This window comes from Streptomyces sp. bgisy100 (assembly GCF_057709105.1).
Window position 1 is genome coordinate 73,692 of the sequence record NZ_JBYITE010000015.1, and the last position, 22,967, is coordinate 96,658.

The 22,967-nt window shown below is 71.9% G+C and carries 21 protein-coding genes and 1 riboswitch; of the genes, 10 read left to right on the top strand and 11 right to left on the bottom strand.

Annotated features, from left to right (window positions below; all coding sequences use genetic code 11):
- Nucleotides 1-38: 38 nt before the first annotated feature.
- The 3 genes from ureG to AC3EQ1_RS13345 all read left to right on the top strand — a co-directional run bounded on the left by ureG (nucleotide 39) and on the right by AC3EQ1_RS13345 (nucleotide 3,492).
- Nucleotides 39-743 carry an urease accessory protein UreG gene (ureG, locus tag AC3EQ1_RS13335; protein ID WP_432094528.1) on the top strand — a complete coding sequence of 235 codons (705 nt, stop codon included), beginning with the start codon at nucleotides 39-41 and terminating at the stop codon, nucleotides 741-743.
- Nucleotides 744-784: 41 nt separating this feature from the next.
- Entirely contained in the window at nucleotides 785-1,585 is an 801-nt protein-coding gene (locus AC3EQ1_RS13340; protein WP_432094529.1) for an urease accessory protein UreD, read from the top strand.
- Nucleotides 1,586-1,848: 263 nt separating this feature from the next.
- On the top strand, nucleotides 1,849-3,492 hold the full coding sequence (locus tag AC3EQ1_RS13345) for an alpha/beta hydrolase (protein WP_432094530.1): 1,644 nt from the start codon (nucleotides 1,849-1,851) through the stop codon (nucleotides 3,490-3,492).
- Nucleotides 3,493-3,579: 87 nt separating this feature from the next.
- On the opposite strand, the gene AC3EQ1_RS13350 is transcribed toward AC3EQ1_RS13345, so the two are convergent.
- Both AC3EQ1_RS13350 and AC3EQ1_RS13355 read right to left on the bottom strand, forming a co-directional pair.
- Nucleotides 3,580-4,296, bottom strand: a complete 717-nt coding sequence (locus AC3EQ1_RS13350; protein ID WP_432094531.1) for a lysophospholipid acyltransferase family protein — start codon at nucleotides 4,294-4,296, stop codon at nucleotides 3,580-3,582.
- Nucleotides 4,297-4,615: 319 nt separating this feature from the next.
- Nucleotides 4,616-5,488, bottom strand: coding sequence for a helix-turn-helix transcriptional regulator (locus tag AC3EQ1_RS13355; RefSeq protein ID WP_432094532.1), 873 nt, complete (start codon nucleotides 5,486-5,488; stop codon nucleotides 4,616-4,618).
- 153 nt (nucleotides 5,489-5,641) lie between these two features.
- On the opposite strand from AC3EQ1_RS13355, the gene AC3EQ1_RS13360 reads away from it, so the two are divergent.
- Nucleotides 5,642-7,039 (top strand): MFS transporter, encoded by a 1,398-nt coding sequence (locus tag AC3EQ1_RS13360; RefSeq protein WP_432094533.1) that lies wholly within the window; start codon nucleotides 5,642-5,644, stop codon nucleotides 7,037-7,039.
- A gap of 266 nt (nucleotides 7,040-7,305) precedes the next feature.
- Nucleotides 7,306-8,319 (top strand): XRE family transcriptional regulator, encoded by a 1,014-nt coding sequence (locus AC3EQ1_RS13365; RefSeq protein WP_432094534.1) that lies wholly within the window; start codon nucleotides 7,306-7,308, stop codon nucleotides 8,317-8,319.
- 106 nt (nucleotides 8,320-8,425) lie between these two features.
- Here the strand turns inward: AC3EQ1_RS13365 and AC3EQ1_RS13370 are convergent, their stop codons facing one another.
- On the bottom strand, nucleotides 8,426-9,232 hold the full coding sequence (locus AC3EQ1_RS13370; protein WP_432094535.1) for a hypothetical protein: 807 nt from the start codon (nucleotides 9,230-9,232) through the stop codon (nucleotides 8,426-8,428).
- 567 nt (nucleotides 9,233-9,799) lie between these two features.
- Between AC3EQ1_RS13370 and AC3EQ1_RS13375 the strand changes: the two genes are divergently transcribed.
- Nucleotides 9,800-10,600, top strand: coding sequence for a pentapeptide repeat-containing protein (locus AC3EQ1_RS13375; protein ID WP_432094536.1), 801 nt, complete (start codon nucleotides 9,800-9,802; stop codon nucleotides 10,598-10,600).
- A 255-nt stretch (nucleotides 10,601-10,855) separates the two neighbouring features.
- Entirely contained in the window at nucleotides 10,856-11,332 is a 477-nt protein-coding gene (locus tag AC3EQ1_RS13380; protein ID WP_432094537.1) for a cupin domain-containing protein, read from the top strand.
- 73 nt (nucleotides 11,333-11,405) lie between these two features.
- Here the strand turns inward: AC3EQ1_RS13380 and AC3EQ1_RS13385 are convergent, their stop codons facing one another.
- The 5 genes from AC3EQ1_RS13385 to AC3EQ1_RS13405 form a co-directional block, all read right to left on the bottom strand.
- Nucleotides 11,406-11,573: a hypothetical protein gene (locus AC3EQ1_RS13385; protein WP_432094538.1), complete on the bottom strand. Its 168-nt coding sequence runs from the start codon at nucleotides 11,571-11,573 to the stop codon at nucleotides 11,406-11,408.
- Between the two features lie 266 nt (nucleotides 11,574-11,839).
- Nucleotides 11,840-12,790: a cytochrome c oxidase assembly protein gene (locus AC3EQ1_RS13390; RefSeq protein WP_432094539.1), complete on the bottom strand. Its 951-nt coding sequence runs from the start codon at nucleotides 12,788-12,790 to the stop codon at nucleotides 11,840-11,842.
- Nucleotides 12,791-12,922: 132 nt separating this feature from the next.
- Entirely contained in the window at nucleotides 12,923-13,948 is a 1,026-nt protein-coding gene (locus AC3EQ1_RS13395; protein ID WP_432094540.1) for a 6-phosphofructokinase, read from the bottom strand.
- 132 nt (nucleotides 13,949-14,080) lie between these two features.
- Complete coding sequence (locus AC3EQ1_RS13400) at nucleotides 14,081-14,809, bottom strand: type 1 glutamine amidotransferase (protein WP_351511364.1); 729 nt, start codon at nucleotides 14,807-14,809, stop codon at nucleotides 14,081-14,083.
- A gap of 26 nt (nucleotides 14,810-14,835) precedes the next feature.
- A complete protein-coding gene (locus tag AC3EQ1_RS13405) occupies nucleotides 14,836-16,080 on the bottom strand; it encodes a Mur ligase family protein (protein WP_432094541.1) in 1,245 nt (414 codons plus the stop codon).
- A 185-nt stretch (nucleotides 16,081-16,265) separates the two neighbouring features.
- Between AC3EQ1_RS13405 and def the strand changes: the two genes are divergently transcribed.
- A complete protein-coding gene (gene def, locus AC3EQ1_RS13410) occupies nucleotides 16,266-16,820 on the top strand; it encodes a peptide deformylase (RefSeq protein ID WP_432094542.1) in 555 nt (184 codons plus the stop codon).
- Nucleotides 16,821-16,896: 76 nt separating this feature from the next.
- Here def and AC3EQ1_RS13415 read toward each other — a convergent pair whose 3' ends face one another.
- Entirely contained in the window at nucleotides 16,897-17,541 is a 645-nt protein-coding gene (locus AC3EQ1_RS13415) for a TetR/AcrR family transcriptional regulator (protein WP_432094543.1), read from the bottom strand.
- 148 nt (nucleotides 17,542-17,689) lie between these two features.
- Here AC3EQ1_RS13415 and AC3EQ1_RS13420 point away from each other — a divergent pair, with 148 nt between their 5' ends.
- Nucleotides 17,690-18,931, top strand: a complete 1,242-nt coding sequence (locus tag AC3EQ1_RS13420; RefSeq protein ID WP_432094544.1) for an acyl-CoA dehydrogenase family protein — start codon at nucleotides 17,690-17,692, stop codon at nucleotides 18,929-18,931.
- Between the two features lie 84 nt (nucleotides 18,932-19,015).
- Here AC3EQ1_RS13420 and AC3EQ1_RS13425 read toward each other — a convergent pair whose 3' ends face one another.
- Complete coding sequence (locus AC3EQ1_RS13425) at nucleotides 19,016-19,777, bottom strand: TIGR03943 family putative permease subunit (RefSeq protein ID WP_432094545.1); 762 nt, start codon at nucleotides 19,775-19,777, stop codon at nucleotides 19,016-19,018.
- Nucleotides 19,774-20,685: a permease gene (locus AC3EQ1_RS13430; protein ID WP_432094588.1), complete on the bottom strand. Its 912-nt coding sequence runs from the start codon at nucleotides 20,683-20,685 to the stop codon at nucleotides 19,774-19,776. Before AC3EQ1_RS13430 ends, AC3EQ1_RS13425 begins: the two co-directional genes overlap by 4 nt.
- 702 nt (nucleotides 20,686-21,387) lie before the next feature.
- A riboswitch (cyclic di-AMP (ydaO/yuaA leader) is annotated at nucleotides 21,388-21,529 on the top strand.
- 5 nt (nucleotides 21,530-21,534) lie between these two features.
- On the opposite strand from AC3EQ1_RS13430, the gene AC3EQ1_RS13435 reads away from it, so the two are divergent.
- Nucleotides 21,535-22,767 carry a transglycosylase family protein gene (locus tag AC3EQ1_RS13435; protein ID WP_432094546.1) on the top strand — a complete coding sequence of 411 codons (1,233 nt, stop codon included), beginning with the start codon at nucleotides 21,535-21,537 and terminating at the stop codon, nucleotides 22,765-22,767.
- The last annotated feature ends 200 nt before the right edge of the window (nucleotides 22,768-22,967 follow it).

A 22,967-nucleotide genomic window follows, 5' to 3' on the forward strand; every position in this document is an offset into this window, starting at 1 on the left:
GAATCTCCGCCCCGCGATCCCGAACCACTGGAGCCGACATGCACCTGGATCACCCGGAAGCCTTTCCCGAGCGGCACACCTGGAGTGCGCCCGACGCCGTGCGGCCCGACGGCACCCGCCGTGCGCTGCGCGTCGGCCTCGGCGGACCGGTCGGCTCCGGCAAGACCGCCACGGTCGCCGCGCTCTGCCGCGCCCTGCGCGACGAACTCTCCGTCGCCGTCGTCACCAACGACATCTACACCCGTGAAGACGCGGCGTTCCTGCTGCGCAACGCCGTCCTGCCCTCCGATCGCATCACCGCGGTCGAGACCGGAGCCTGTCCGCACACCGCCATCCGCGACGACATCTCCGCCAACCTCGAAGCCGTCGAGGAGCTGGAGGAGGCCATCGCCCCCGCGGGCGGGCTCGACCTCGTCCTCATCGAATCCGGTGGCGACAACCTGACGGCCACGTTCTCCAAGGGACTGGTCGACGCCCAGATCTTCGTCATCGACGTCGCTGGTGGCGACGACATCCCGCGCAAGGGCGGACCGGGCGTCACCACCGCCGACCTGCTCGTCGTCAACAAGACCGACCTCGCCCCCTACGTGGGCTCCGACCTGGACCGCATGGCCCGGGACGCCGCCGAGCAGCGCGGCGACCTGCCGGTCGTGATGACTTCGCTCGTCGCCGAGAACGGCGTCGAGCCGATCGCCGACTGGGTGCGGGAGCGCCGCGCCGCGTGGCTCGCGGAACCCGTATGAGCGGACGCGGTAACAGCGGGGACCGAGTGGGCGGTTCACCGGTGAACGGAGCACAGGCGCCCGCCTCGCGGGCGAGCGGTGCCGCCGTCCGGGCCGCCGCCCGGATCACCGCCGCTCCGGACGGGCGCGGCGGCACGGCCCTCCCTGTTCTCGACGGGGACGGCCCGCTCGCCCTCCGCCGGGTCCGGGCCCCGGGATCCGCTGCCGGTGTCTGTGTCATCGGTGCCATGAGCGCGCCGCTGGGCGGGGACCGGATCCGTCTCGACGTGGCCGTGGAACCGGGGGCGGCGCTGCGGGTGACCGCGGCCGCGGCCACCGTCGCCCTGCCCGGCCGCGCCGCGGGGCCCGCGACGTACGACGTCGACGTATGGGTGGGGGAGGGGGCCGAACTGCACTGGCTCCCCGAGCCGTTGATCTCCGCCGCCGGCAGTGATCTGCTCCTCACCACCCGCGTCCGGCTGGCTCCGACGGCCCGCTTGGTGCTGCGCGAGGAACAGGTGCTCGGCCGCTCCGGCGAGCGACCGGGCCGGCTCGTCACCCGGCTCACCGTGCGCCATGGCGACCGGCTGCTGCTCGACCAGGAGACGTCCTACGGTCCCGGGGCCCCCGGCTGGGACACCCCGGCCGTCCTGGACACCCACCGGGCGGTCGGCCAACTCCTCGTCGTCGACCCGGCCTTCGAGGACGACGTCCCCGAGGTCCGGTGTCTCGGTAACGGACCGGCGGACGGCGAAGGGGCCGTCACCCCGCTCCCCGGTCCCGCGGTCCTGGCCACCGCGCTGGCGCCGGACGCGCTGCGGCTGCGGCGGATGCTCGACTCCGCGCTGCCCGGCCCCGGGTGAGCGGAGCCGGCTGCCTGTCCGCGGCGGTACCGGGGACGGCGGGCCGGCGTTTCCCGAGGGCGCCCTCCGGCCGGGCGGGGTGCCCCGTCCGGGCCCGGTCCTGTGGATGCCCTGGTAAGGGATGCGGAGGGACGGAAGTTGACGTCTTGGTAAAGATTCGGTCGCACGATCTATCGCACCACCGGGCGGAGACGGAAGGATCCTCCTGCAAGCTCTGTGATCACCGCCGCCCCAGGTGGCGTACCCAGCAGGGGGAAAACAACGTGAGACGCACAGCAGTGCTCGGCTCGGCCGGCACTCTGATAGCGGGAACGCTGATCGTCGGGGCCATGACCGCCCCCAGCGCCAGCGCCGACGCACAGCAGAACAACGGCGGCAACGCCGAGGCCCGGGGTGTCCGGGCCGCCGCGGCCCGCGCCGCGCAGCAGGGCATCGACTGGAAGGACTGTCCTGCGGACTGGAGCCTTCCCAAGCCCATCCAGTGCGGCTACGTGAGCGTTCCGCTCGACTACGCCAAGCCGAACGGCCGCACGATCAAGATCGCGGTGGACCGCATAGGCAACACCGGCACGGCCGGGGAGCGCCAGGGCGCCCTGATCTACAACCCGGGTGGCCCCGGTGGCTCCGGAATGAGGTTCCCGCTCCGGGTCACGAGCAAGAACCCGCTGTGGACCAAGACCTCCAAGGCGTACGACTTCGTGGGCTTCGACCCGCGCGGTGTCGGCCGTTCCACGCCCATCTCCTGCGTCGACCCCCAGGAGTTCGTGAAGGCGCCCAAGCTGGACCCGGTGCCCGACAGCGAGGCCGACAAGCGCGTCCAGCGCAAGCTGGCCAAGGACTACGCGGACGGCTGCAAGAAGCGCAGCCGGACGATGCTCCCGCACATGACCACGCCCAACACCGCACGCGACATGGACGTCATCCGTGCCGCGCTCGGCGAGAAGAAGCTCAACTACCTCGGCGTCTCGTACGGCACCTACCTGGGCGGCGTGTACGCCACGCTGTTCCCGAAGCACACCCGCCGCATGATCGTCGACAGTGTGGTCAACCCGTCGCGCGAGAAGATCTGGTACCAGGCCAACCTGGACCAGGACGTCGCCTTCGAGATGCGCTGGGACGACTGGAAGGCGTGGGTGGCCAAGAACGACGCCGCCTACCACATCGGCAACACGCCGCAGAAGGTCCAGAAGCAGTGGGAGAAGCTCCGCGCCAAGGCGAAGAAGAACCCGATCGGCGGGGTCGTCGGCCCGGCCGAGCTGCTCGGCTTCTTCCAGAGCGCGCCGTACTACGACTCGTCCTGGTCCCAGGTCGCCGGGGTGTGGAGCAAGTACCTCGCCGGTGACGAGAAGGCTCTCGTCGAGGCGGCCGGCCCGGACCTGTCCGACACCGCGGGCAACATCTCCGCGGAGAACGGCAACGCCGTCTACACCGCCGTCGAGTGCGCCGACGCCAAGTGGCCCACCAGCTGGAAGAAGTGGAACCGGGACAACACCCGGCTGCACCGGGACTACCCCTTCCTCACCTGGTCCAACGCCTGGATGAACCTGCCGTGCGCCACGTGGGGCGCTCCGCAGCGCACCCCGCTGAACGTCGGCACCGGCAAGGGCGCGACCAAGGTGCTCATCGTGCAGTCCGCCCGTGACGCCGCCACGCCGTACGACGGCGCCGTCGAGCTGCACAAGCGGCTCAAGGGCTCGCGGCTGATCACCGAGCGGAACGCCGGTTCGCACGGCGTCACCGGCCTGGTCAACCCGTGCATCAACGAGCGGGTGGACGACTACCTGCTCAAGGGCACGCTCGGCCGTAGCGACGTGACGTGCGACCCGCACGCCACGCCGAAGCCCGCCGAGGCGAAGGCCGCTGCCAAGACCGCCGCCAAGGCGGCGGATCTGCCCACCGTGCGCTGACCGCACGACCGCGCAGCACTGAGGGGACGGCCCGGATCTCCGGGTCGTCCCCTCATCCGTGTCCGTGGCCCGGTGTGGGCCTTCGCGTCAGTGCACGAGCCGGTGCCGGTGCTGTTCGGCCGTCCCGGCCTTCAGCTCGGCCTTCACCTCGGTGGCGTACCGGTCGACGTACTCCTGGCCGGACAGCCGGAGGATCTCGTACATGATCTCGTCGGTGACCGCTCGGAGGGCGGCGCGTTCGTCGGCCATCCCGGCGTACCGGGAGAACTCCATCGGTTCGCCGAACCGGATCGTCACCCGCTTGATCCGCGGCAGCACCCGGCCGGGCGGCTGGATCTCGAACGTGCCGACCATGGCGCAGGGCACCACCGGGACCTGCGCCTGGACCGCCATGGACGCGACCCCGACCCGGCCCTTGTAGAGCCGTCCGTCGTGCGACCGGGTGCCCTCGGGATAGATGCCGAGCAATTCGTCCTTGCGCAGTACACCCAGTCCTTCCCGGATGGCGTTCTGGCCCGCCTTGCCGCCCGAGCGGTCGACGGGGATCTGCCCGGCGCTGCGGAAGAAGGCGGCCGTCAGTCGTCCCTTGAGTCCCGGCCCGGTGAAGTATTCCGCCTTCGCGAGAAAGGTGATCCGGCGGCGCAGAATCGCGGGCATCAGAAAGTGGTCCGAGAAGGACAGATGATTGCCGGCGACGATCGCCGCCCCTTCCTCGGGTACGTGCTCGAGACCTTCGATCCGTGGCCGGAACAGCAGTCGCAACAACGGTCCGAGGATCACGTATTTGAGCACGTAATAGAACACAGGTTCGCTCCCAACTGTACCGGATCGGCTCCGGGGCTGTGTTTGCCAGGTCAACCGGTGTTGCGGGGTTGGTCATTCTGTGTGCAATTATCGCCGCCTTCAACCATCGCTGATCGGAGCGCATGCCGATTCATTGCTGAAATTGATGATGGCTTGTCAGGTGAGGATTCTAACTACGGGTTGTGGTGATCCGTTAGTAGACGATGCCATCCAGCGCCGTTTCTCCGGTGGCGGCGTGCCGCGCCGTACCGACTCGGCGGTGGCCGCTCGCCCCCCCGCCCGGGCGAGCAGGAGTGTGCATTCCGGCGACCCGGGCCGGCTACCGCTCGGTCCGTTCGCGGAGCGCCGCATCCTCGGGGCTGGCCATGTCCAGCAGCAGCATCGCGTCGTGGTCCGGGGTGCCGGGCCGGGCCTGGTAGGTGACGAGGCGTTGGCCGTCGGTGCGGAGGATCGCCATCACCTCGAAGGTGAGGTGCATCGAGCCGACCTCCGGGTGCTGGAAATGCTTCCGGCCGCCACCGCCTGCCCGTACGTCGTACCGGTCCCACAACCGGGCGAACTCCGGGCTCTTCAGCATGAGTTCACCGACCAGCCGGGCCAGCTCCGGCGCGTCCGGGTCGGCGCCCGCGATCGCCCGCAGGTGGGCCGTGCTGTGGGCTGCCATCTTCTCCCAGTCCCGGTACAGCGTGCGGCCCATGGGATGCAGGAACATGTAGCGCGTGGTGTTGCGGAGCTCCCGCGGCCAGTCCGTGATGCCGGGGAAGAGGCGCAGGCCGGGCCGGTTGGCGGCCAGCAGGTCGTTGGTGCGGCTGACGACGTACGCCGGTGACGGACGCAGCGTCTCGAGCAGGGCGCGGACCGACTCGCGCACCGCACGCGCCGGGCCCGGGGACGGCGCCGGCACCTGGCCCGCCGCGAGCGACACCAGCTCGTGCAGCCGGTGCAGCGCGTCGTCCGAGAGCCGGAGCGCCTCCCCGAGCGCGGTGACGACGGCGGGTGAAGGCCGGGTCTCGCGACCGCGCTCCAGCCGTGTGTAGTAGTCGATGCTGACTCCCGCCAGCGTCGCCAGCTCCTCGCGGCGCAGTCCCGGAGTACGGCGGATGCCGGTGCCGATGGGCAGCCCCACGTCCTCCGGGCGGATCTGCCCACGGCGCGCGCGGAGGAAGCGGCCCAGTTCCGTACCTTCGCTCATCCGTCCACTATCGCAAAGGGCCGACCGGGCAGGGAGGCCGTGTCAGGGCCCGGAACAGTGCTCCCCCGTACCGCTCGGCCTGCCGGAGGCCCGCACGCGCCGAGCACGCTGTTCTCCGCATCCGGCCACGCGAACAGTGAGGAGCAGTGCACCATGAGCGTGACGCAGTACGGGGCAGGCGCGGGAGCCGAGGCGGGGGCCGGCACCCGGGACGAGCGGGAACGGCCGGGCTCCGCGGTCGCGGCTCTGGCCGCCGCGGTCCTCGGCTTCTTCGTGATCACGGTCGACGTCTCCGGTGTCAACATCGCGCTGCCCGCTGTGCGGGAGGACCTCGGTGGCTCGCTGTCCGGCCTCCAGTGGGTGGCCGACAGCTACACCCTGATGTTCGCCGCGCTGATGCTGTCCGCCGGTGCGCTCTCGGACGCCGTCGGCGCGCGACGCGCCTACGCCTGGGGGCTCGGCGCGTTCGTCCTCGCCTCGTTGGCCTGCGGGGCGGCCCCGACGCTCGGGGTGCTGACGGCGGCGCGCGTGGTGCAGGGAAGCGCGGCAGCGGTGATGGTGCCCTCCTCGCTGGCGTTGATCCGACAGGCGTTCCCCGAGCCGGGCGCCCGGGCGCGTGGCATCGCCCTGTGGACGGTCGGCGGTGCGGTGGCCATCGCTGCCGGGCCCGTCCTGGGCGGGCTGGTCACCACGGAGTGGAGCTGGCGCGCCGTGTTCTGCCTCAACGCGCCCGCTGGGCTCGCCGGTCTCCTGTTCCTGCTGCGGGCGGCGCGGTCCCCGCGCCAGTCGGCTGTGTTCGACGTGCCGGGGCAGCTGATCGCGGTGTCGGCGCTCGCCTCCCTGACCTTCGCGGTGATCGAGGGCGGGCACGCCGGGCTCACCGGCACGGTGCTCGTCGCCGCTGGAGTCGCGGTGGTTTCCGGGGCCGGCTTCGTGGCCGTTGAGGCGCGACGACGCACGCCGATGCTGCCGCTGGAGCTGTTCCGGCGGCGCGGGGTCACCGTGCCGGTCATCGCGGGCTTCGCCCTCAACGCCGCCTTCTACGGTGGAGTGTTCGTACTGAGCCTCTTCTTCCAGGATCAACGGGGGCAGTCGACGCTGTCGGCCGGGCTGATGTTCGTGCCGATGGCGGTGATCACCGCAAGCTTCAACTACGCCTCGCCGCGGGCGGTTTCCCGCTTCGGGCCGCGGACGGTGATCGTCGCGGGGCTGCTGACCGCGGCGCTGGGCTGCGGCGTTCTGCTCGGCGTCGACACCGGTACGGCCGCGTGGCTGACGGCCCTGCTGATGATCCCGCTGGGCGTCGGCGGCTCCATCGCCATGCCGGCGCTGACCTCCCTGGTACTCGACAGCGTCGCTGCCGAGCGGGCAGGGACGGCAGCAGCGCTGCTCAATACCAGCCGCCAGACGGGCGGAGCGATCAGCATCGCCGTCTTCGGAGCGCTCCTCCCGGGGGACTTCGTGGCGGGGATGCGGGCGAGCTTCCTGTTCGCCGCCTGCCTGCTGGTAGCCACGACGCTGGGCGCGGCGGCACTGCTGCCACGGCGGTGAGGCCGGGGCGCAACCGCCGTCTTCGGCTCGGCGTCCGGAACACCCGGAGCGCGATGGGGGGATTCGCCCCTGGACGCTGCCCCGGACGAGAGGCGCCGTCGTGACGTCGACGGGGCGGTGGGCACGAGCTGCGGCAACCGGCCGTCCCGGGCAGGCCCGTACCGTCCGTGCGGGTCACGACCTTGCCCGGGTCGTGACCCGACAACGAGGACATGGCGGGATCCGCCGTTGTTCCCCCTGCCACGGCCGTAGCAGGATGGCGTTCCATGGGGCACCCGGGGGAGTTGTCACCGTTCGAAGCCCAGGACGCCGCCGGCTTCGTCCTGTTGATGCGCCGGCTCAAGGACCGTTCGGGACTGACCTACCGGGAACTGGAGGAGCGGGCCACCCGCAAAGGCGACGTGCTGGCGCGCAGCACACTGGCCGACATCCTCCGACGGACGAGCCTGCCCCGCCCCGACGTGCTGGCCGCCTTCGTCCGCGCCTGCGGGGACGGGGAGCGGGTCGGCGCCTGGCTGGAGGCCAGAGACCGGATCGCCGCGGAGACCGCTGCCGAGCCGGCCGCGGCGCCCGGGCCCGAGCCGCAACCGCAGACCCAGCAGCTCACGGAGCCCACGGAGCCCACGGAGCTCGCAGAGCTTGCGGAGCCCCTGGCCCCGCGGTCGGGCCGCGTCAGGAGCCGCACGGTCGCGCTCGCCACCGCCCTTGCGGTCCTGCTCACCGCCTTGGCCGCCTGGGTCCTCCTCCACGACAGCTCCGGGGAACCGAGCACACCGGGTGCCGCGGCCACCAAGCCCACCGGACCCACGACGCCCACCACGCCCCGGGCCCCCGCCGACGGCTGGGTCACCATCCGCCCCGCCCGTACGCCCGGCCTCTGCCTGACCGACGGACGCGACCGGGACGCCGCCTACCCCAGCGCCGTCGCCGTCCAGCTCCCCTGCGCCCGGGCCACCGTGCCCCGCACCTACCTCGAACCCGCCGGCGAGGGCCTCTATCGCATCCAGTGGCACCATCCGCAACTGGGGAAAGGGTGCCTGACGGTCATGAGCGCCGGCCCGGTCAGGAACATGCTCGAACCCCGGGACAACTGTGCCCGGGCCACCCTGTTCCGTCTGGAGCCCACCGCCACCGGCGGCACCGCAGGCTTCCGGCTGCGCCCGGACCACAGCAGCCGGTGCATCGGCATCGTCGACAACGACACCACCGAGGGGGCCGAGGCGACCCAGGAAGGATGCACCGGCGCGGCCGACCAGCGGTTCCTCATCCGGGCGGGATGACGGGTCAGCACCGGAGCCCCCTCGTGGGCGAGCGGCGGTGCACCGGATCAGGTGACGCGGGCTGCACCCAACCGTGCAGCGGTGCACGGAATCCCTGAGCTTCCTCCTATGCGTCCAGTGCGAAGCCCTCCGGGTCCCGAGCCGCACGGACGACGAGCCGAGTCGCCACATGCCGGCGGAAGGCACCGCCCACCTCGAAGCCCTGCCCCTCAATGCTCGACACCAGTGCGGGCGTGTAGCCGAAATCGCCGCTCGACCGGAGGGTCGCGGAAGCCTCGGTCGCCGTTCCGTCGAACAGGGTCCGCACGATGTCCAGAATCAAGGGTTCCGTGGACAGCAGGGGGTGCGACAGCGGACTGGCCGTGCCATCGACGCAAGGCGGCCCCTGCCTCTTCCACCGGTACGCCACCTCCACCCGCTGCTGCCGGGTGGCCGAGAGGCCGACGTCGGGCCGCCCCGGGGGGAGGCCCGATTCCGTGACCAGGGGCAGGCCGAGGGCCGAGCGGAGCTCCTGCCGGCCGGCGGTGTCCGCCGCCTGGATGAGAAGGCACCCTGCACCTGCCGCGCGAAGCAGGTCCGCCAGATCCTGAACCCATGCTCTGAGCAGGTATCCGTGAACGTCGGTCAGCGGATAGTAGGTGTCGTGCGCATAGGGATGAACCGCGTACACCGTGCCGAGGCTGGGGTGTCCGTCAGGGTAGGTGAAGACGCCCGCCTCATCCTGAGTGACCGGCAGGATTCCCAGAGCCTGTCGGCGAGTTCTCCTGCGGCTGTCGGCGATGGCAGTCCGGATTCCCCGGGCACCGGCAATCAGCACGCCGTCCGTCCCGGTGAGAGTCCGCCGGGGCGGCATGCGATGTGCCGTCAGCAGGGTTGCCCTCCGGCCTTCCGGAAGCTGCTCTGCTCGGACCACGGCGAGCAACGTGCGCTTCCCGAAGGGAACATCGTCCAGGGGGATGCGTCTTCGTGTCGTTCGTCGATCGCTGCCGACCCCGAAAAGTCCGGCCCGACCCTCGATGGACTGCCGTCGACGTGCGTGGGCGCCCACAACTCCCCCTGTGCCGTGCGCGGCGTACCGATGCCGAGCCGTCGGCTTCCTCGATCCCGGACCGCAGCGGCAGGGACGGCCCCCGGCCGACGGCACGTCACGACGTTATGGCTGGGGTGGCCGATTGTCAGCAGCGCGGGGAAGGCCGGGCGCGCGCTCCAGGCGTACGCCCTGAGCGGCCCCGCCGCGAGCCGCAAACGACCGTGCCGCCACGGGATGCGCCGGGTGCGACAGGTGGACGACCGGCAGAGCCCGCCGGCCCTGGCCCGGTCCGCCGGGAAGGGCCCGGGGATCCGGGCGGGAAAATCCGTGCCGGAGAGGCGTGGTGATCGAGGAGAATGGCGGCCGTTGCCGAATACGTCGTCGGCCGGTGACCGCCCAGCGTTGGAAGAGGTCCTGTTGTCCCGTCAGAAATCCACTCACCGTACCGGAGTGGACCCCGCCGCCCTCCGCGCCGACTGCGGAGCGTGCTTCGGGCTGTGCTGCGTCGCGCTGCCCTTCGCCGCCTCGGCCGACTTCGCCGTCGACAAGGCCGCCGGGCGGCCCTGCGGCAACCTCCAGCGGGACTTCCGCTGCGGTATCCACGCCGACCTGCGCGACCGGGGCTTCTCCGGCTGCACCGTCTTCGACTGCTTCGGCGCGGGACAGCGGGTCTCCCAGGAGACCTTCGGCGGTCAGGACTGGCGGCAGGCTCCCGGTCTCGCTCCGCAGATGTTCGCCGTGTTCCCCGTGATGCGGCAGCTCCACGAGCTGCTCCACTATCTGACCGAGGCCCTGTCCCTGCCCCGGGCCCGCCCCCTGCACGCCGACCTCCGGCGCGCCCTGCGCACCCTCGACGGACTCGCCCGCGGCAGCGCCGAGGCGGTCCTGGCGGCCGATGTGCCGGCCCTCCGCGGGGAGGTCAGCGAGTTGCTGCTGCGCGCCGGCGAACTGGTGCGGGCCGGCGTCCCCGGCCGACGGCGGAACCACCGGGGCGCCGATCTCGTCGGAGCCGATCTGCGCGGAGCGGATCTGCGGGGTGCCAACCTGCGGGGAGCCCTGCTGATCGCGGCCGACCTGCGGAAGGCCGATCTGCGGACCGCGGACGTCATCGGCGCGGACTTCCGGGACGCCGATCTGCGCGGCGCCGACCTCACCGGGAGTCTCTTCCTCACGCAGCCCCAGCTCCAGGCGGCCAGAGGCGACGACCGGACCCGGCTGCCCTCGCGACTCAACCGCCCCGCGCACTGGTGATCCGGACGGCCCGCCCTCCGGCAGGGAGGCTCGGCCCGCGTACCCGGAAGCGGGCCGGGCCGGACTCCGGCCGCCCCGCACTCCGCCAGGAATTGCGGGTGGCCGCACCCGGACGAGACTACCGGAGCCGTGAACTCCCTTTTCGTGAACGGAAATCGGTGTTCCGGTGCGGTGGTGCCGTATCGCGGTCCGTCCGTACGTGATCTGTGTCGCATTTCCGGGGATCCTGCCGAATGCCTCTGCGAGGATGCGGACATGACCGAGTCGCAGAGTTCTTCCGATGCCCGCGCCCTGTTACGCCGCCCCGAGGACGGTGAACTCATCGACGTGGCGGGAGTGCAGCATTTCTTCCGGCTGACCGCCGAACACACCGGAGGACAGTTCTCGTTCGAGGAGTTCACCCTCGCCCCGGGGGTGCTCGGCGCCCGGCCCCATGTCCATTCCGGGCACGACGAATACTTCTACGTTCTCGAGGGCGAGCTGACCCTCCACAACGGCGACGGGGAGGTGACCGTCGGGCCGGGCCATCTCCTGGCGGCCGTCCGCGGCACCCCGCACGGCTTCCGGAACGCCGGTACGGAAACGTGCCGCGCCCTCTGTCTCTACACGCCCGCCGGGTACGAGGGCTACTTCCGTGACGTGCACGCGGCGGTGGCCGCCGGTGCCGAGGTCACCGACGAACTGCTCGCCGAATTCCGCAGCCGCTACCGCACCGCCTCCCACCAGAGCTGAACGAGGCGGGCCGGCCGACGCCGGTCCGCCCCCGCGGCGAGGCCACCGGTGGTGGGGAGCGAGAGGGCCCAGGTCAGACGCGGCGTGTGCCGCTCGTGGCCAGAACGCCCAGGGTGACCAGACCGAGCACCACCCACGCGAACCAGAGCCAGCCGTTGCCGCCCAGTGCCACGGTGTACGCGGTCACCAGCACCAGGCCGCCCACCGTGCACCCCGCCATCGCCTTCGCAGATCCGGGCATCCCGCAGCCTCCTCCCGGGCCCGGCCGGGGGCGGCGCTCCGCCCCGGGCGGTACCCAGGAGTCCATCGTCCCCCCGGGGCGGCTCCTCCCGCTACCGCCCGGTCACGGGCACGGCCGGTCAGCGGGGCGCGGCAGCCCGGCGTACGCGTGGCATCGGCCCACGCACCCGGGTGCCACCGGCCCCGGCGCCGCACGGACCCAGACCTACGGACCCAGACGTACGGGCCCCGACCCTACCGACCCCGCCGCATGGCCCCGCCGCACCGTCACCGGCCGCGGGCCTGCAGCGAGGCGAGGTAGGCGTTGTACGCCTCCAGCTCCTTGTCACCGTCCCGCTCGGCCGCCCGGTCCGTGCGCCGTGCCTGCCGCTGCTCGGACCGGTACCACTGGAAGACCAGGGCCACCAGCACGATCACCGACGGGATCTCGCTGAACGCCCAGGCGATGCCGCCCGCCGCGTTCTGGTCGGACAGCGCATCCAGCCCCAGCGAGGACGGCGGATGGGCGTAGGTCGACACCATGGGCTCGGTGGCCATCATCAGCGCGATGCCGAAGAACGCGTGGAACGGCATGCCGGAGAACAGCTCCAGCATCCGCATCACATAGCCGGGCCGGTGCGGCCCCGGGTCCACGCCCATGATCGGCCAGAAGAAGACCAGCCCCACCGCCAGGAAGTGCACCATCATCGCGATGTGCCCGGCCTTGCTGCCCATGAGGAAGTCGAAGAGCGGGGTGAAGTAGAGGGCGTACAGGCTCGCGATGAACAGCGGGATCGTGAACGCCGGGTGCGTGATGATCCGCATGTAGCGGCTGTGCAGCAGCGCCACCACCAGCTCCCGCGGCCCCGTACGGCCCCGGCCCGCGGACGGCAGCGCCCGCAGCGTGAGCGTCATCGGAGCGCCGAGCAGCAGCAGGATCGGCGACAGCATGCTGATCACCATGTGCTGGACCATGTGCACGCTGAACATGACCATGCCGTACTCGTTCAGCGCGGTGCACATGACGAGCGCGACCGTCAGCACCCCGGTCACGAAGGCGACCGTGCGGCTCACCGGCCAGTGGTCGCCGCGCTGCCGCAGCCGGACGACGGCCCAGCCGTACAGCCCCAGTGCCACCACGGAGCCGATCAGGAAGAACGGCTCTCCCGTGAACTCCAGACCCCGCCCCAGCGTGAACGGCGGCAGATCCATCGTCATGCCGTGCCCGCCGTGATCCATCCACTCGCTCCTGATTCGCACCCGAATGTTCCGCTCCAGACTAGAGCTGCCCCCGGCCGGGGCTCCGGCCGGGGGCAGCTCCGCGGTGTCCCGGACCGGTCCGGCCGGTCTCCGGGTGGGCGGCGCGTCAGGTCAGAGCACGCACTCGGCCTCGGTGTAGCGCTCGGCCGGCACCGTCTTCAGCGTCTCCACGGCCTCGGCCAGCGGCACCAGCGTGATGTCCGTCCCGCGCAGCGCCGTCAGCGTCCCGAACTCGCCGCGGTGCACGGCCTCCACCGCGTGCCAGCCGAAGCGGGTGGCGAGCACCCGGTCGTACGCGGTGGGCGTGCCGCCGCGCTGCACATGGCCGAGGATCACCGGGCGGGCCTCCTTGCCGAGGCGCTCCTCCAGCTCGACGGAGAGCTGCCGGGCGACACCGGCGAACCGCTCGTGCCCGTAGACGTCCTTGCCGCCCTCGTCCCACTCCATGGAGCCCTCGCGGGGCTTCGCGCCCTCCGCGACGACCACGATGGCGAACTTCTTGCCCGCCGAGAAACGCGCGCCGACGACCTCGGCCAACTCGTGGATGTCGAAGGGGCGTTCCGGCACGACGATCGCGTGGGCGCCCGCGGCCATGCCCGAGTGCAGCGCGATCCACCCGGTGTGCCGGCCCATGACCTCGACGATGAGCACCCGCTGGTGGGACTCGGCCGTCGTCTTCAGCCGGTCCAGGGCCTCGGTCGCGACACCCACCGCCGTGTCGAAGCCGAAGGTCACATCGGTCGACGCGATGTCGTTGTCGATGGTCTTCGGGACCCCGACGATCGGCAGACCGGCGTCGGAGAGCAGCCGGGCCGCCTTGAGGGTGCCCTCGCCGCCGATCGGAATGATCGCGTCCAGACCGAGCTCGGCCACATGGCCCCGGGCGCGCTCCACCCCGTCGCGCAGGTGCGCGGGCTGTACCCGGGACGATCCGAGGATGGTGCCGCCGCGGGCCAGGATGCCGCCGACGGCATCGAGGTCCAGCTTGCGGTAATCGCACTCCAGCAGGCCCTTCCACCCGTCGTGGAAGCCGATGACCTCGTCACCGTGGTCGGCCACGGCGCGGTGCACGACGGAGCGGATGACGGCGTTCAGACCGGGGCAGTCGCCACCGGAGGTGAGCACACCAATGCGCATTGCTCGAAATACCTCTGCAAAGGGTCCGGACGGCCGGACCCCGTCGTCCGGATGGATCCCCGCCACCCTACAAGCGCCGGGAGGCGGGGACACACCTGTCCGCCTGGTGGGCGGTCGGGCGGAGCCGGCCGGTCAGGCCGGCTGGGTGGCCGCGGCGATGCGCTCGGTGCGCAGCGCCTCGTACCAGCGGTCGTCGACCGGCGGCAGCGCGTTCACGTCCAGCGCGAGCTTCAGCAGCAGGTCCGCGATGAGCGGGTTGCGGGCCAGCACGGGGCCGTGCATGTAGGTGCCGAAGACGGTGTCGTTGTATGCGCCCTCGAAGCCGTCGCCCGTGCCGTTGCCGTTGCCGAACCGGACCCGGGAGAGCGGCCGTGCGGTGGGGCCGAGGTGCGTGACGCCCTGGTGGTTCTCGAAGCCGGTCAGCGGCGGCAGGCCGAGCCGCTCGTCGATGTCCGCGAGCACATCACCGACGCAGCGGGCGCCCTCGCCGCGGGTGCTCACCACGTCGAGCAGGCCGAGGCCCTGCTCCCGCTCGCCGAGGTCGTTGATGAACTCGTGCCCCAGGATCTGGTAGCCGGCGCACACCGAGAAGACGATCGCGCCGTTGGCGACCGCGCGGTTGAGGCCGCCGTCCCGGCGCAGCCGCTCGGCGGCCAGCCGCTGCGGCCGGTCCTCGCCGCCGCCGATCAGATAGATGTCACCCGAGGTGGGCAGCGGCTGGTCGGAGCGCACGTCCACACGTGCCACGTCCAGTCCGCGCTGCCGTGCCCGGCGCTCGACGACCAGGGCGTTCCCCTGGTCGCCGTAGGTGCTCAGCAGGTCCGGGTAGATCCATACCAGGCGCAGGCTGCTGTCGCTCATGCTCACAATCCTCTACGGGTCCGGGGTCAGTTGCCGACGCGGCGGCGCAGGTCCTGGAAGGCGGTGTAGTTGGCGATCGCCTCGATCCGGCCGGGCGGGGCCAGCGAGACCGCCTCGTCGATGCTGTCGCAGACCCGGAAGTCCAGGCCCGCGACCTCCAGCCGGACCGCGAGGTCCAGCTTGCGGTCGCCGAGAACGAAGATCGGGTGCCCGGCGAGCCGGGTGTAGTCGACGTCCCAGAGCCACGAGGTGTCGGTGCCGTCCGCGCCGCGCGCGTTCACCGAGAGGATCACCGGGGTCGGCGGCGGGTCGATCAGCGAGAACGTCTCCAGCCAGCCGGCCGGGTTCTTCGCCAGCAGCAGCCGCAGCTCACGGCCCTGGAAACCGACGACGTCGTACCGGCCGGCGACCGCCTGCACCTGGTACATCCGCTCCAGCGCGACCTGCGGGGGCACCCCGAAGGTGGCGGCGACGGCCGCCGAGGTGGTCGCGTTGGCCTTGTTCGCCCGGCCCGGGAGCTGCAGGTGGATCGGCCAGGCCGAACCGTGCGGGTCCAGGACGTGGTCGCCGTTGAGCGCCCAGCTCGGGGCGGGACGGCGGAAGCCGCACTCGCCGCAGCCCCAGTCGTCGCCCGGCCGCTGCAGCACCCCGCCGCAGGACGGGCAGGACCAGGCGTCGTCCTTCCACTCCTGGCCGGCCGCGACCCAGACCACGTTCGGCGACGAGGAGGCCGCCCAGACGATCAGCGGGTCGTCGCAGTTCGCGATCACCGTGGCCTTGGTGCCGGACAGGCCCTCCCGCCACTTCTCGGCGAGCATGCGGGTCTCCGCGGCCCGGTCGAGCTGGTCACGGGAGAGGTTCAGCAGGGCGATGGCCTTCGGCGTGACGTCCCGCGCGACACCCGCGAGGTACTTCTCGTCGACCTCGATCACGCCGTACCGGGCGTCGGAGCCCCCGGCCAGCGCGGAGGTGATGCCGGCCGGCATGTTCGCGCCCAGCGCATTGGAGACGACCGGGCCGCTGGCCCGCAGCGCCTCGGCGATCAGCCGGGTGGTGGTGGTCTTGCCGTTCGTCGCCGACACCAGGACCACGTCCAGGTGCCCCGCCAGCCGTGCCAGCAGATCGGGGTCGAGCCTGAGCGCCACCTTGCCGCCGATCACCGACCCGCTGCCGCGGCCCGCTGCCCGCGACACCGCGGCCGCCGCCCTGCCCGCCGTCACGGCCAGTTTGGCCCGCGGCGACAGCGGATCCGAGTTGCCTTCGCCTGCCATCGTCCTTGTTCCTCCTTGCATCCGGCGCCGCGCCCGCCCCCGGTCCTCCGGTGAGTACGCCCCCTCCGCGCCGAATCCGGCCGGGAGACTTCGGTCGGAGATCAGCCTATCGAGATCCGCCCGCGGGCCCGAACCCAGCCACCCGGCCGACCTGCCGTTCAGGGGGCGGACCGTACTCTTGGGGCGTGCGACACAGTGTGATTCCCGGTAGTTCAGGACTTGTGCGGCCGATGCGGCTGTTGGGTGACCCGGTGCTCCATGCACCCTGCCGGGAGGTCACCGCGTTCGACGGGGCGCTCGGCCAGCTCATCGAGGACATGTACGCCACGATGTACGCCGCCCGCGGCGTCGGGCTGGCCGCGAACCAGATCGGGCTGCCCCTGCGGGTGTTCGTGTACGACTGCCCCGACGACGAGGACCGCCGGCACCTCGGCCATGTGGTCAACCCGCGTCTGGTCGCCGCGGACGGCGTCACCGTACGCGGGCCCGAGGGCTGTCTCTCGCTGCCGGGCATCGAGGCGGGCACACCGCGGCCGGACCGTGTGGTGGTCGAGGGCACGGACCGCACCGGCGCCGCCGTGCGGGTGGAGGGCACCGGCTTCTTCGCCCGCTGCCTCCAGCACGAGATGGACCACCTGGACGGCGGGGTCTTCACGGACCGGCTGGCCGGGCTGCGGCGCCGCCGCGCCCTGCGTGCGGCCCGGCGCGCCCCCTGGGCGGACGGAGCGGCCACCTCCTGACCGGGAGTTCCGGTGGACGGACCGGAAGTTCCGGTGGACCGGCCGGGAGTTCGCTCCGGTGTCAGGAGAGGCGGGGTCAGAAGGCGGGGCCGCCGGGGCGGTCGCCCGCCTCGGCCAGCCGCCCCCAGAGCAGGTCGGCCAGATGCCGTACCAACGTGGCGCGGGAGACCGGGCGTTCGCGCAGCCACCAGTCCCCGGCCGCGTGCATCATGCCGACGATGCCGTGGCCCCAGACCCGGGCCGCCTCGTCGTTCTCCGGGCCGAGGTCGACGCGTTCGGCGATGACCTGGGCGAGTTCCTCCCCGAGCCGGCGCAGCAGGGGAGCGGAGTGCCGGCCGACGTCGAAGCCCTGGTCACCGGTCTGGGTGTCGTCGGCGGGGTGCATGAGGAACCGGTAGACCTGGGGCCGGGCCTCGATGGCCACCAGATAGGTGTCCAGCGTCGCCTCCACCCGCTGGCGGCGCTCGGCCGGGGCGTCCAGCGCGGCGCGGAGCCCGTCGAGCAGGGCGTCGGTGTGCCGTACGGCCAGCGCCCGGTACAGCCCGCCCTTGTCGCCGAAGTGCCGGTAGAGGATCGGCTTGGTGATGCCGGCCTCGGCGGCGATGGCGTTCATGGACGCACCCGGCCCGTCACGGAGCACCACCCGGTCGGCGGCCTCGAGCAGCTCCCTGCGCCGCTGGTCCGCGCTTCGCTGCTGGCTGTCCCGCTGACTGGTCTCCATCACGTGTACTCCCCGCCCGTGCGCTCGCTACCCGCGCAACGTAACACCTGCCTGCTCGGAAGGTCGGAGCGGGAGCAGGGAGTTGACAGGCTTTACTGGCCGGTAACACACTGACGTTACCGCAAGTAACCGGCAGGTGGAGGGGACGATGCCCGAGTTCTCGCTCGAGCTGAACGACGACCAGAAGGCCGTCCGTGACTGGGTCCATGGATTTGCGGCGGATGTTATCCGCCCGGCCGCGGCCGAGTGGGACGAACGGGAGGAGACGCCGTGGCCGGTGATCCAGGAGGCCGCCAAGATCGGCCTGTACTCGCTGGACTTCTACGCCCAGCAGTACTTCGACCCGACCGGCCTGGGCATCCCCATGGCGATGGAGGAGCTCTTCTGGGGTGACGCCGGGATCGCCCTGTCCATCGTCGGCACCGGCCTGGCGGCGGTCGGCGTGCTGGCCAACGGCACCGAGGAGCAGGTCGGCACCTGGATCCCCCAGATGTACGGCGAACCGGACGACGTGAAGGTCGCCGCCTTCTGCTCCTCCGAGCCGGACGCGGGCTCGGACGTCGCCTCCATGCGCACCCGAGCGGTGTACGACGCGGCCAAGGACGAGTGGGTGATCAACGGCATCAAGACCTGGGCCACCAACGGCGGCATAGCCAACGTCCATGTGGTCGTGGCGGTCGTCGACCCGGAGCTCGGCTCCAGGGGGCACGCCTCGTTCATCGTCCCGCCGGACACCCCCGGGCTCTCCCAGGGGCAGAAGTTCAAGAAGCACGGCATCCGCGCCTCGCACACGGCCGAGGTCGTCCTGGAGGACGTCCGGGTCCCCGGCCACTGCCTGCTCGGCGGCAAGGAGAAGCTGGACGAGCGGCTGGCCCGGGCCCGTGAGCGGGCCCGGGAGGCGGCGCCGGCCGGTGGCGGCGAGCGGCTGCGGAACGCGGCCATGGCCACCTTCGAGGCGTCCCGCCCCGCGGTCGGGGCCATGGCCGTGGGCACCGCCCGGGCCGCCTACGAGGAGGCCCTGGAGTACGCCCGGACCCGCACCCAGTTCGGCCGGCCGATCATCGACAACCAGGGCGTCGCCTTCCAGCTCGCCGACATGCGCACCCGGATCGACGCGGCCCGGCTGCTGGTGTGGCGGGCCTCCTGGATGGCGACCACGGGCAAGGCGTTCACCTCCGCCGAGGGGTCGATGTCCAAGCTGTTCGCCAGCGAGACCGCCAAGGAGGTCACCGCCCAGGCGATCCAGATCTTCGGGGGCAACGGCTTCACCCGGGAGTACCCCGTCGAGCGGATGCACCGGGACGCCGCCATTTACACGATCTTCGAGGGGACCAGCGAGATCCAGCGCCTGGTGATCGCCCGCACGCTCTCCGGACTTCCCATCCGCTGACGGTTCGCGGCGGGAGCCCGCTTGCGGGAGGCCACCGTGCCGGTACCGGTACCGGCACGTTGGCCTCGGTGGCGGGGGCCGGGCTCAGATTCGGGGCACGGAGTCCATGTACGGGTTGGCCGGCTGCGCGATGTGCTCCACGTCGTCCGCGTCGAGGGCCGCTCCGGCCGACGGCCTGCCCGGGGTGCCGGAGGGGTGCCAGGTGCCCGTCACGCTCACCCAGGAGTCGGCCGGCGGCTCGGGCATGCCGCGCATCTCGACCTTCACGGACCGGGAGTCCGCGGCGCAGCAGCTCAGGACGAGCCGGGTGAGGTACCAGACCTCGCCCTTGCCGGGGGTGACGAAGCCGGTCAGCCGGACCCGGCGGTCCGCCAGGCTGCGCGCCGTGTCCTGGCGGGCCCGGGCCTGGAAATCCGACAGGGCCAGCGGCACGGGGGAGGTGCGCGGCAGCGCGGGGAAGCGCTGCTGCTCCTCGGCGGCCGGGACGCGCTCCCGGGCGGCCGTGTACGAGCCGAGCGCGGGCGGGGTGAAGAACAGCAGGGTGAGGGCCGGGAGGAACAGCAGCCAGGCGACCCGCGGCCCGCGGCGGTGGTCGTGGCCGTGGTCAGTGGCGTCCGCGTCCCCCTCCTCGCCGGTCCCGGCGCCGTCGGTGCCCGGACCGGCGAACGGGAAGCCGTCCCGCGCCGCCCCCACCAGACCCAGCGCCACCAGCAGGACACCGGAGAGGACCAGCGGGACGCGCAGGCCCTCCTTCACGTAGCGCAGGTACATGTCGCTGAAGAGCGCGATGTGCAGGAGCCCGGCGCCCGACAGCAGGAGCAGCAGCACCTGGATGTTCCGCTTCACAGGAGCCACCAGCCGGTCAGCGCGCTGCATCCGACGGCGACGAGGGCCGTGGCCGAGGAGAACCGGACGGCGAAGGCCCGCCCGAAGGTGCCCGACTGCAGGGCGACGAGCTTGAGGTCGACCATCGGCCCCACCACCATGAAGGCCAGCCGGGCCGTCGGGGAGAAGCCGGTCAGCGACGCGGCGACGAAGGCGTCCGCCTCGGAGCAGACCGCGAGGACGATCGCCAGCCCGGCGAGGAAGAGGACGGAGAGCCAGGGCGATCCGGAGAAGGCGTCCAGCACCGAACCCGGTACCACGACGTTGAAGGTCGCCGCCGCCATCGCCCCGAGCACCAGGAATCCGCCCGCGTGCAGGAAGTCGTGCTGGAATCCTAGCCGGAACTCCTCCCACCGGCTGTTCCCGGCCGTGTGGCCGCCGCCCTGGGCCGGCAGGCGCAGCCATTCCGCGCGGCCGAGCCGGATCCACAGCCATCCCATGATCACCGAGGTGAGGAGCGAGGCGACGAGCCGGGCGGCCACCATGCCGGGATTCCCGGGGAAGGCCACGGCCGTGGCGGTGAGCACCACGGGATTCACGGCCGGGGCCGAGAGCAGGAACGTCAGGGCGGCGGCCGGGGCGACGCCGCGCCGGATCAGGCTTCCGGCCACCGGTACGGAGGCGCATTCGCACCCCGGCAGCACCACACCGGCGGCGCCGGCGACGGGGACGGCGAGCGCCGGCTTCCTCGGGAGCAGCCGGCTGAACGCGTCGGCGGGCACAAAGGCGTTGATGGCGCCGGACACGGCCGTGCCCAGCAGCAGGAACGGAAGGGCCTGGATCACGATGGCCACGCTGACCGTCCGCCAGGCCTGGACGCCCGGGTGGGCGAGCCGGCTCCCGCCGCCCAGGGCCAGCGCCGCCGCCACGGCAACCGCGACTGCGGCGACGGCGATCAGGGGAGTCGCGGAACGGTTGCGCCCCCGGAGCAGGGCGGTCGCGCCGGAGGCGCGCCGCACCGGCGGCGAGGTGTCGATCAGCTCTTCCGCTCTCTGCACACTGACTCCGCACGTCCGCGATCAAGGACCACACGATAACCGGGGGAGAGGCTGCCGCCGGGGTTGCCACTGCGGTGAGCGGGTCGGTGAATCATCCGTTTCGCCGGATATGCGCCGCTGGGGGAGTGGTTCGGGGTACGGATGATGGCCGGCGGGACGTATGCCGCGAACACTCATCAATACTGCCGACTGCCTGTAAAGCCGAATTGAGCCCCAAAAGCGGACATTTGGCTTCGTGGTGACCCATTTCACAAAGGTATTTCCGGGGTGTGATGTCGCACACGCGAAAAGCGTGAATCCGGGCAACTCGGTTACCGCCCGCCGAACGTGAGAGTCGTTCAGTAGTAATGCGAATAGCTCTCGGATCAAGATCCGGAGCTCAGTGTGACGCCGTCCCGAGTGGATCTACCGAAAGGCGATTCCGGGGAATACTCGCCACTTGTCGGAAAGAATTCGGTGCGCTTACTTTTACCGCTGCCTGCCCATGAAAGGGCGGGCCATACTCTGTCGGAGCGCCGAGTCCTGCCGCCGGTGGAGGGGAAACAACAAACGCACCACGGCAGGAGCGGGGGAACCAGGTAGGTGCCGGACCGCGCAACAGGCGAGGAACGGCTTGGGGTGAAGACGCGCCGCAGCGCACGACGCTGCTCAGGGCGTGGCCGGGCAACTCCAGCCCGAACCCGACAGCTCACCTCGCAGGCGTAGGAGAGGAATACCCCTATGTCTGCACGCGGACGTCACCGCCGGTACAGCCCCGGCCGTATTTCCCGAGCTTCTCTCATCGCCGCCGCCGGTAGTGCCGGAATCGCCCTTCCGCTCATCGGTGTCGGTTCGGCGCAGGCCGCCTCCGTCGACACCTGGGACAAGGTCGCGGAGTGCGAGAGCGGCGGCAACTGGAGCATCAACACCGGTAACGGCTTCTACGGCGGCCTGCAGTTCACCAACGACACCTGGCAGGCCTTCGGCGGCGGCGACTACGCCGCGCGCGCCGACCAGGCGACCAAGGACCAGCAGATCGCCATCGCCGAGAAGGTTCTCGACGGCCAGGGCCCCGGTGCCTGGCCGGTCTGCTCCGGCAAGGCCGGGCTGACCCAGGGCGGCGCCGCCCCGCAGATCAGCCCCGACGGCGGGAAGGCCGCCCCGGCCGAGTCCGCCCCGAAGCCCCAGGGCGAGCAGGGCAAGCCGGCCGAGCGCAAGGCCGGCACCGGGTCCGGGACCCGCTCGTACACCGTCGTCCGCGGCGACACCCTGTACAAGATCGCCACGACCCACGACGTCAAGGGCGGCTGGCACCGGGTCTACGAGAGCAACCGCGAGGTCGTCGGCGGCGACCCGGACCTGATCCTCCCGGGCCAGAAGCTCACCCTGGGCGGCAAGGAGCAGGGCGCCCCGAATCACGACGCCCCCAAGCGTGAGTCCGAGCGGCCGGCCCCCAAGCACGAGGCCCACCGGGCCGCCGAGCACAAGGCCGCGCCGAAGCCCGCCGCGAAGGCCGAGCCGAAGCAGCAGGCCGCCCCGGCCAAGGCCGCCGCGCAGAAGTCCGCCGACGGCTTCACCGCCCCGGTCGACGACCTCTCCGTGGGCACCCCGTACCACCAGTCCGGTTCCAGCTGGTCCAGCGGCTACCACACCGGCACCGACTTCCCCGTGCCCACCGGCACGAAGGTGAAGGCCATCGGTGCGGGCGAGGTCGTCTCCGCGGGCTGGGGCGGTTCCTACGGCAACCAGGTCGTCATCCGGCACGCCGACGGCAAGTACAGCCAGTACGCCCACCTGTCCTCGCTGTCCGTCTCGGCCGGCCAGTCGGTCACCGGCGGCCAGCAGATCGGCCTGTCCGGCTCGACCGGCAACTCCTCCGGCCCGCACCTCCACTTCGAGGTCCGCACCGGTCCGGACTACGGCTCGGACATCGACCCGGTCGCCTACCTGCGCGAGCACGGCGTCAGCATCTGAGCCCACGCGCCGGCCCGGCGCGTGGCACCGAGGCCCGGGGCGACCGACCGGCCTCACCGACGGACCGAGGCGCGGCCCGCCCGTGCCTCGCCGTCCCCCGCCCGGCCGAGCGGTCCGGGACCGCGACCGCGGATGTCCGAGGGCGGGGAACGGCCCCGCCGTGCGGCCGGATGGGTGATCCCGGAGGCCGATCCGCAACC

Excerpts from the sequence above, each read along its gene's own strand:
- AC3EQ1_RS13405 (WP_432094541.1), bottom strand. The coding sequence starts at position 16,080 with ATGGCAGGCGAAGGCAACTCGGATCCGCTGTCGCCGCGGGCCAAACTG.
- AC3EQ1_RS13435 (WP_432094546.1), top strand. The coding sequence starts at position 21,535 with ATGTCTGCACGCGGACGTCACCGCCGGTACAGCCCCGGCCGTATTTCC.
- AC3EQ1_RS13395 (WP_432094540.1), bottom strand. The coding sequence starts at position 13,948 with ATGCGCATTGGTGTGCTCACCTCCGGTGGCGACTGCCCCGGTCTGAAC.
- AC3EQ1_RS13390 (WP_432094539.1), bottom strand. The coding sequence starts at position 12,790 with ATGGATCACGGCGGGCACGGCATGACGATGGATCTGCCGCCGTTCACG.
- AC3EQ1_RS13365 (WP_432094534.1), top strand. The coding sequence starts at position 7,306 with ATGGGGCACCCGGGGGAGTTGTCACCGTTCGAAGCCCAGGACGCCGCC.
- AC3EQ1_RS13415 (WP_432094543.1), bottom strand. The coding sequence starts at position 17,541 with ATGGAGACCAGTCAGCGGGACAGCCAGCAGCGAAGCGCGGACCAGCGG.
- AC3EQ1_RS13400 (WP_351511364.1), bottom strand. The coding sequence starts at position 14,809 with ATGAGCGACAGCAGCCTGCGCCTGGTATGGATCTACCCGGACCTGCTG.
- AC3EQ1_RS13380 (WP_432094537.1), top strand. The coding sequence starts at position 10,856 with ATGACCGAGTCGCAGAGTTCTTCCGATGCCCGCGCCCTGTTACGCCGC.
- AC3EQ1_RS13355 (WP_432094532.1), bottom strand. The coding sequence starts at position 5,488 with ATGAGCGAAGGTACGGAACTGGGCCGCTTCCTCCGCGCGCGCCGTGGG.
- AC3EQ1_RS13420 (WP_432094544.1), top strand. The coding sequence starts at position 17,690 with ATGCCCGAGTTCTCGCTCGAGCTGAACGACGACCAGAAGGCCGTCCGT.
- AC3EQ1_RS13385 (WP_432094538.1), bottom strand. The coding sequence starts at position 11,573 with ATGCCCGGATCTGCGAAGGCGATGGCGGGGTGCACGGTGGGCGGCCTG.
- ureG (WP_432094528.1), top strand. The coding sequence starts at position 39 with ATGCACCTGGATCACCCGGAAGCCTTTCCCGAGCGGCACACCTGGAGT.
- AC3EQ1_RS13360 (WP_432094533.1), top strand. The coding sequence starts at position 5,642 with ATGAGCGTGACGCAGTACGGGGCAGGCGCGGGAGCCGAGGCGGGGGCC.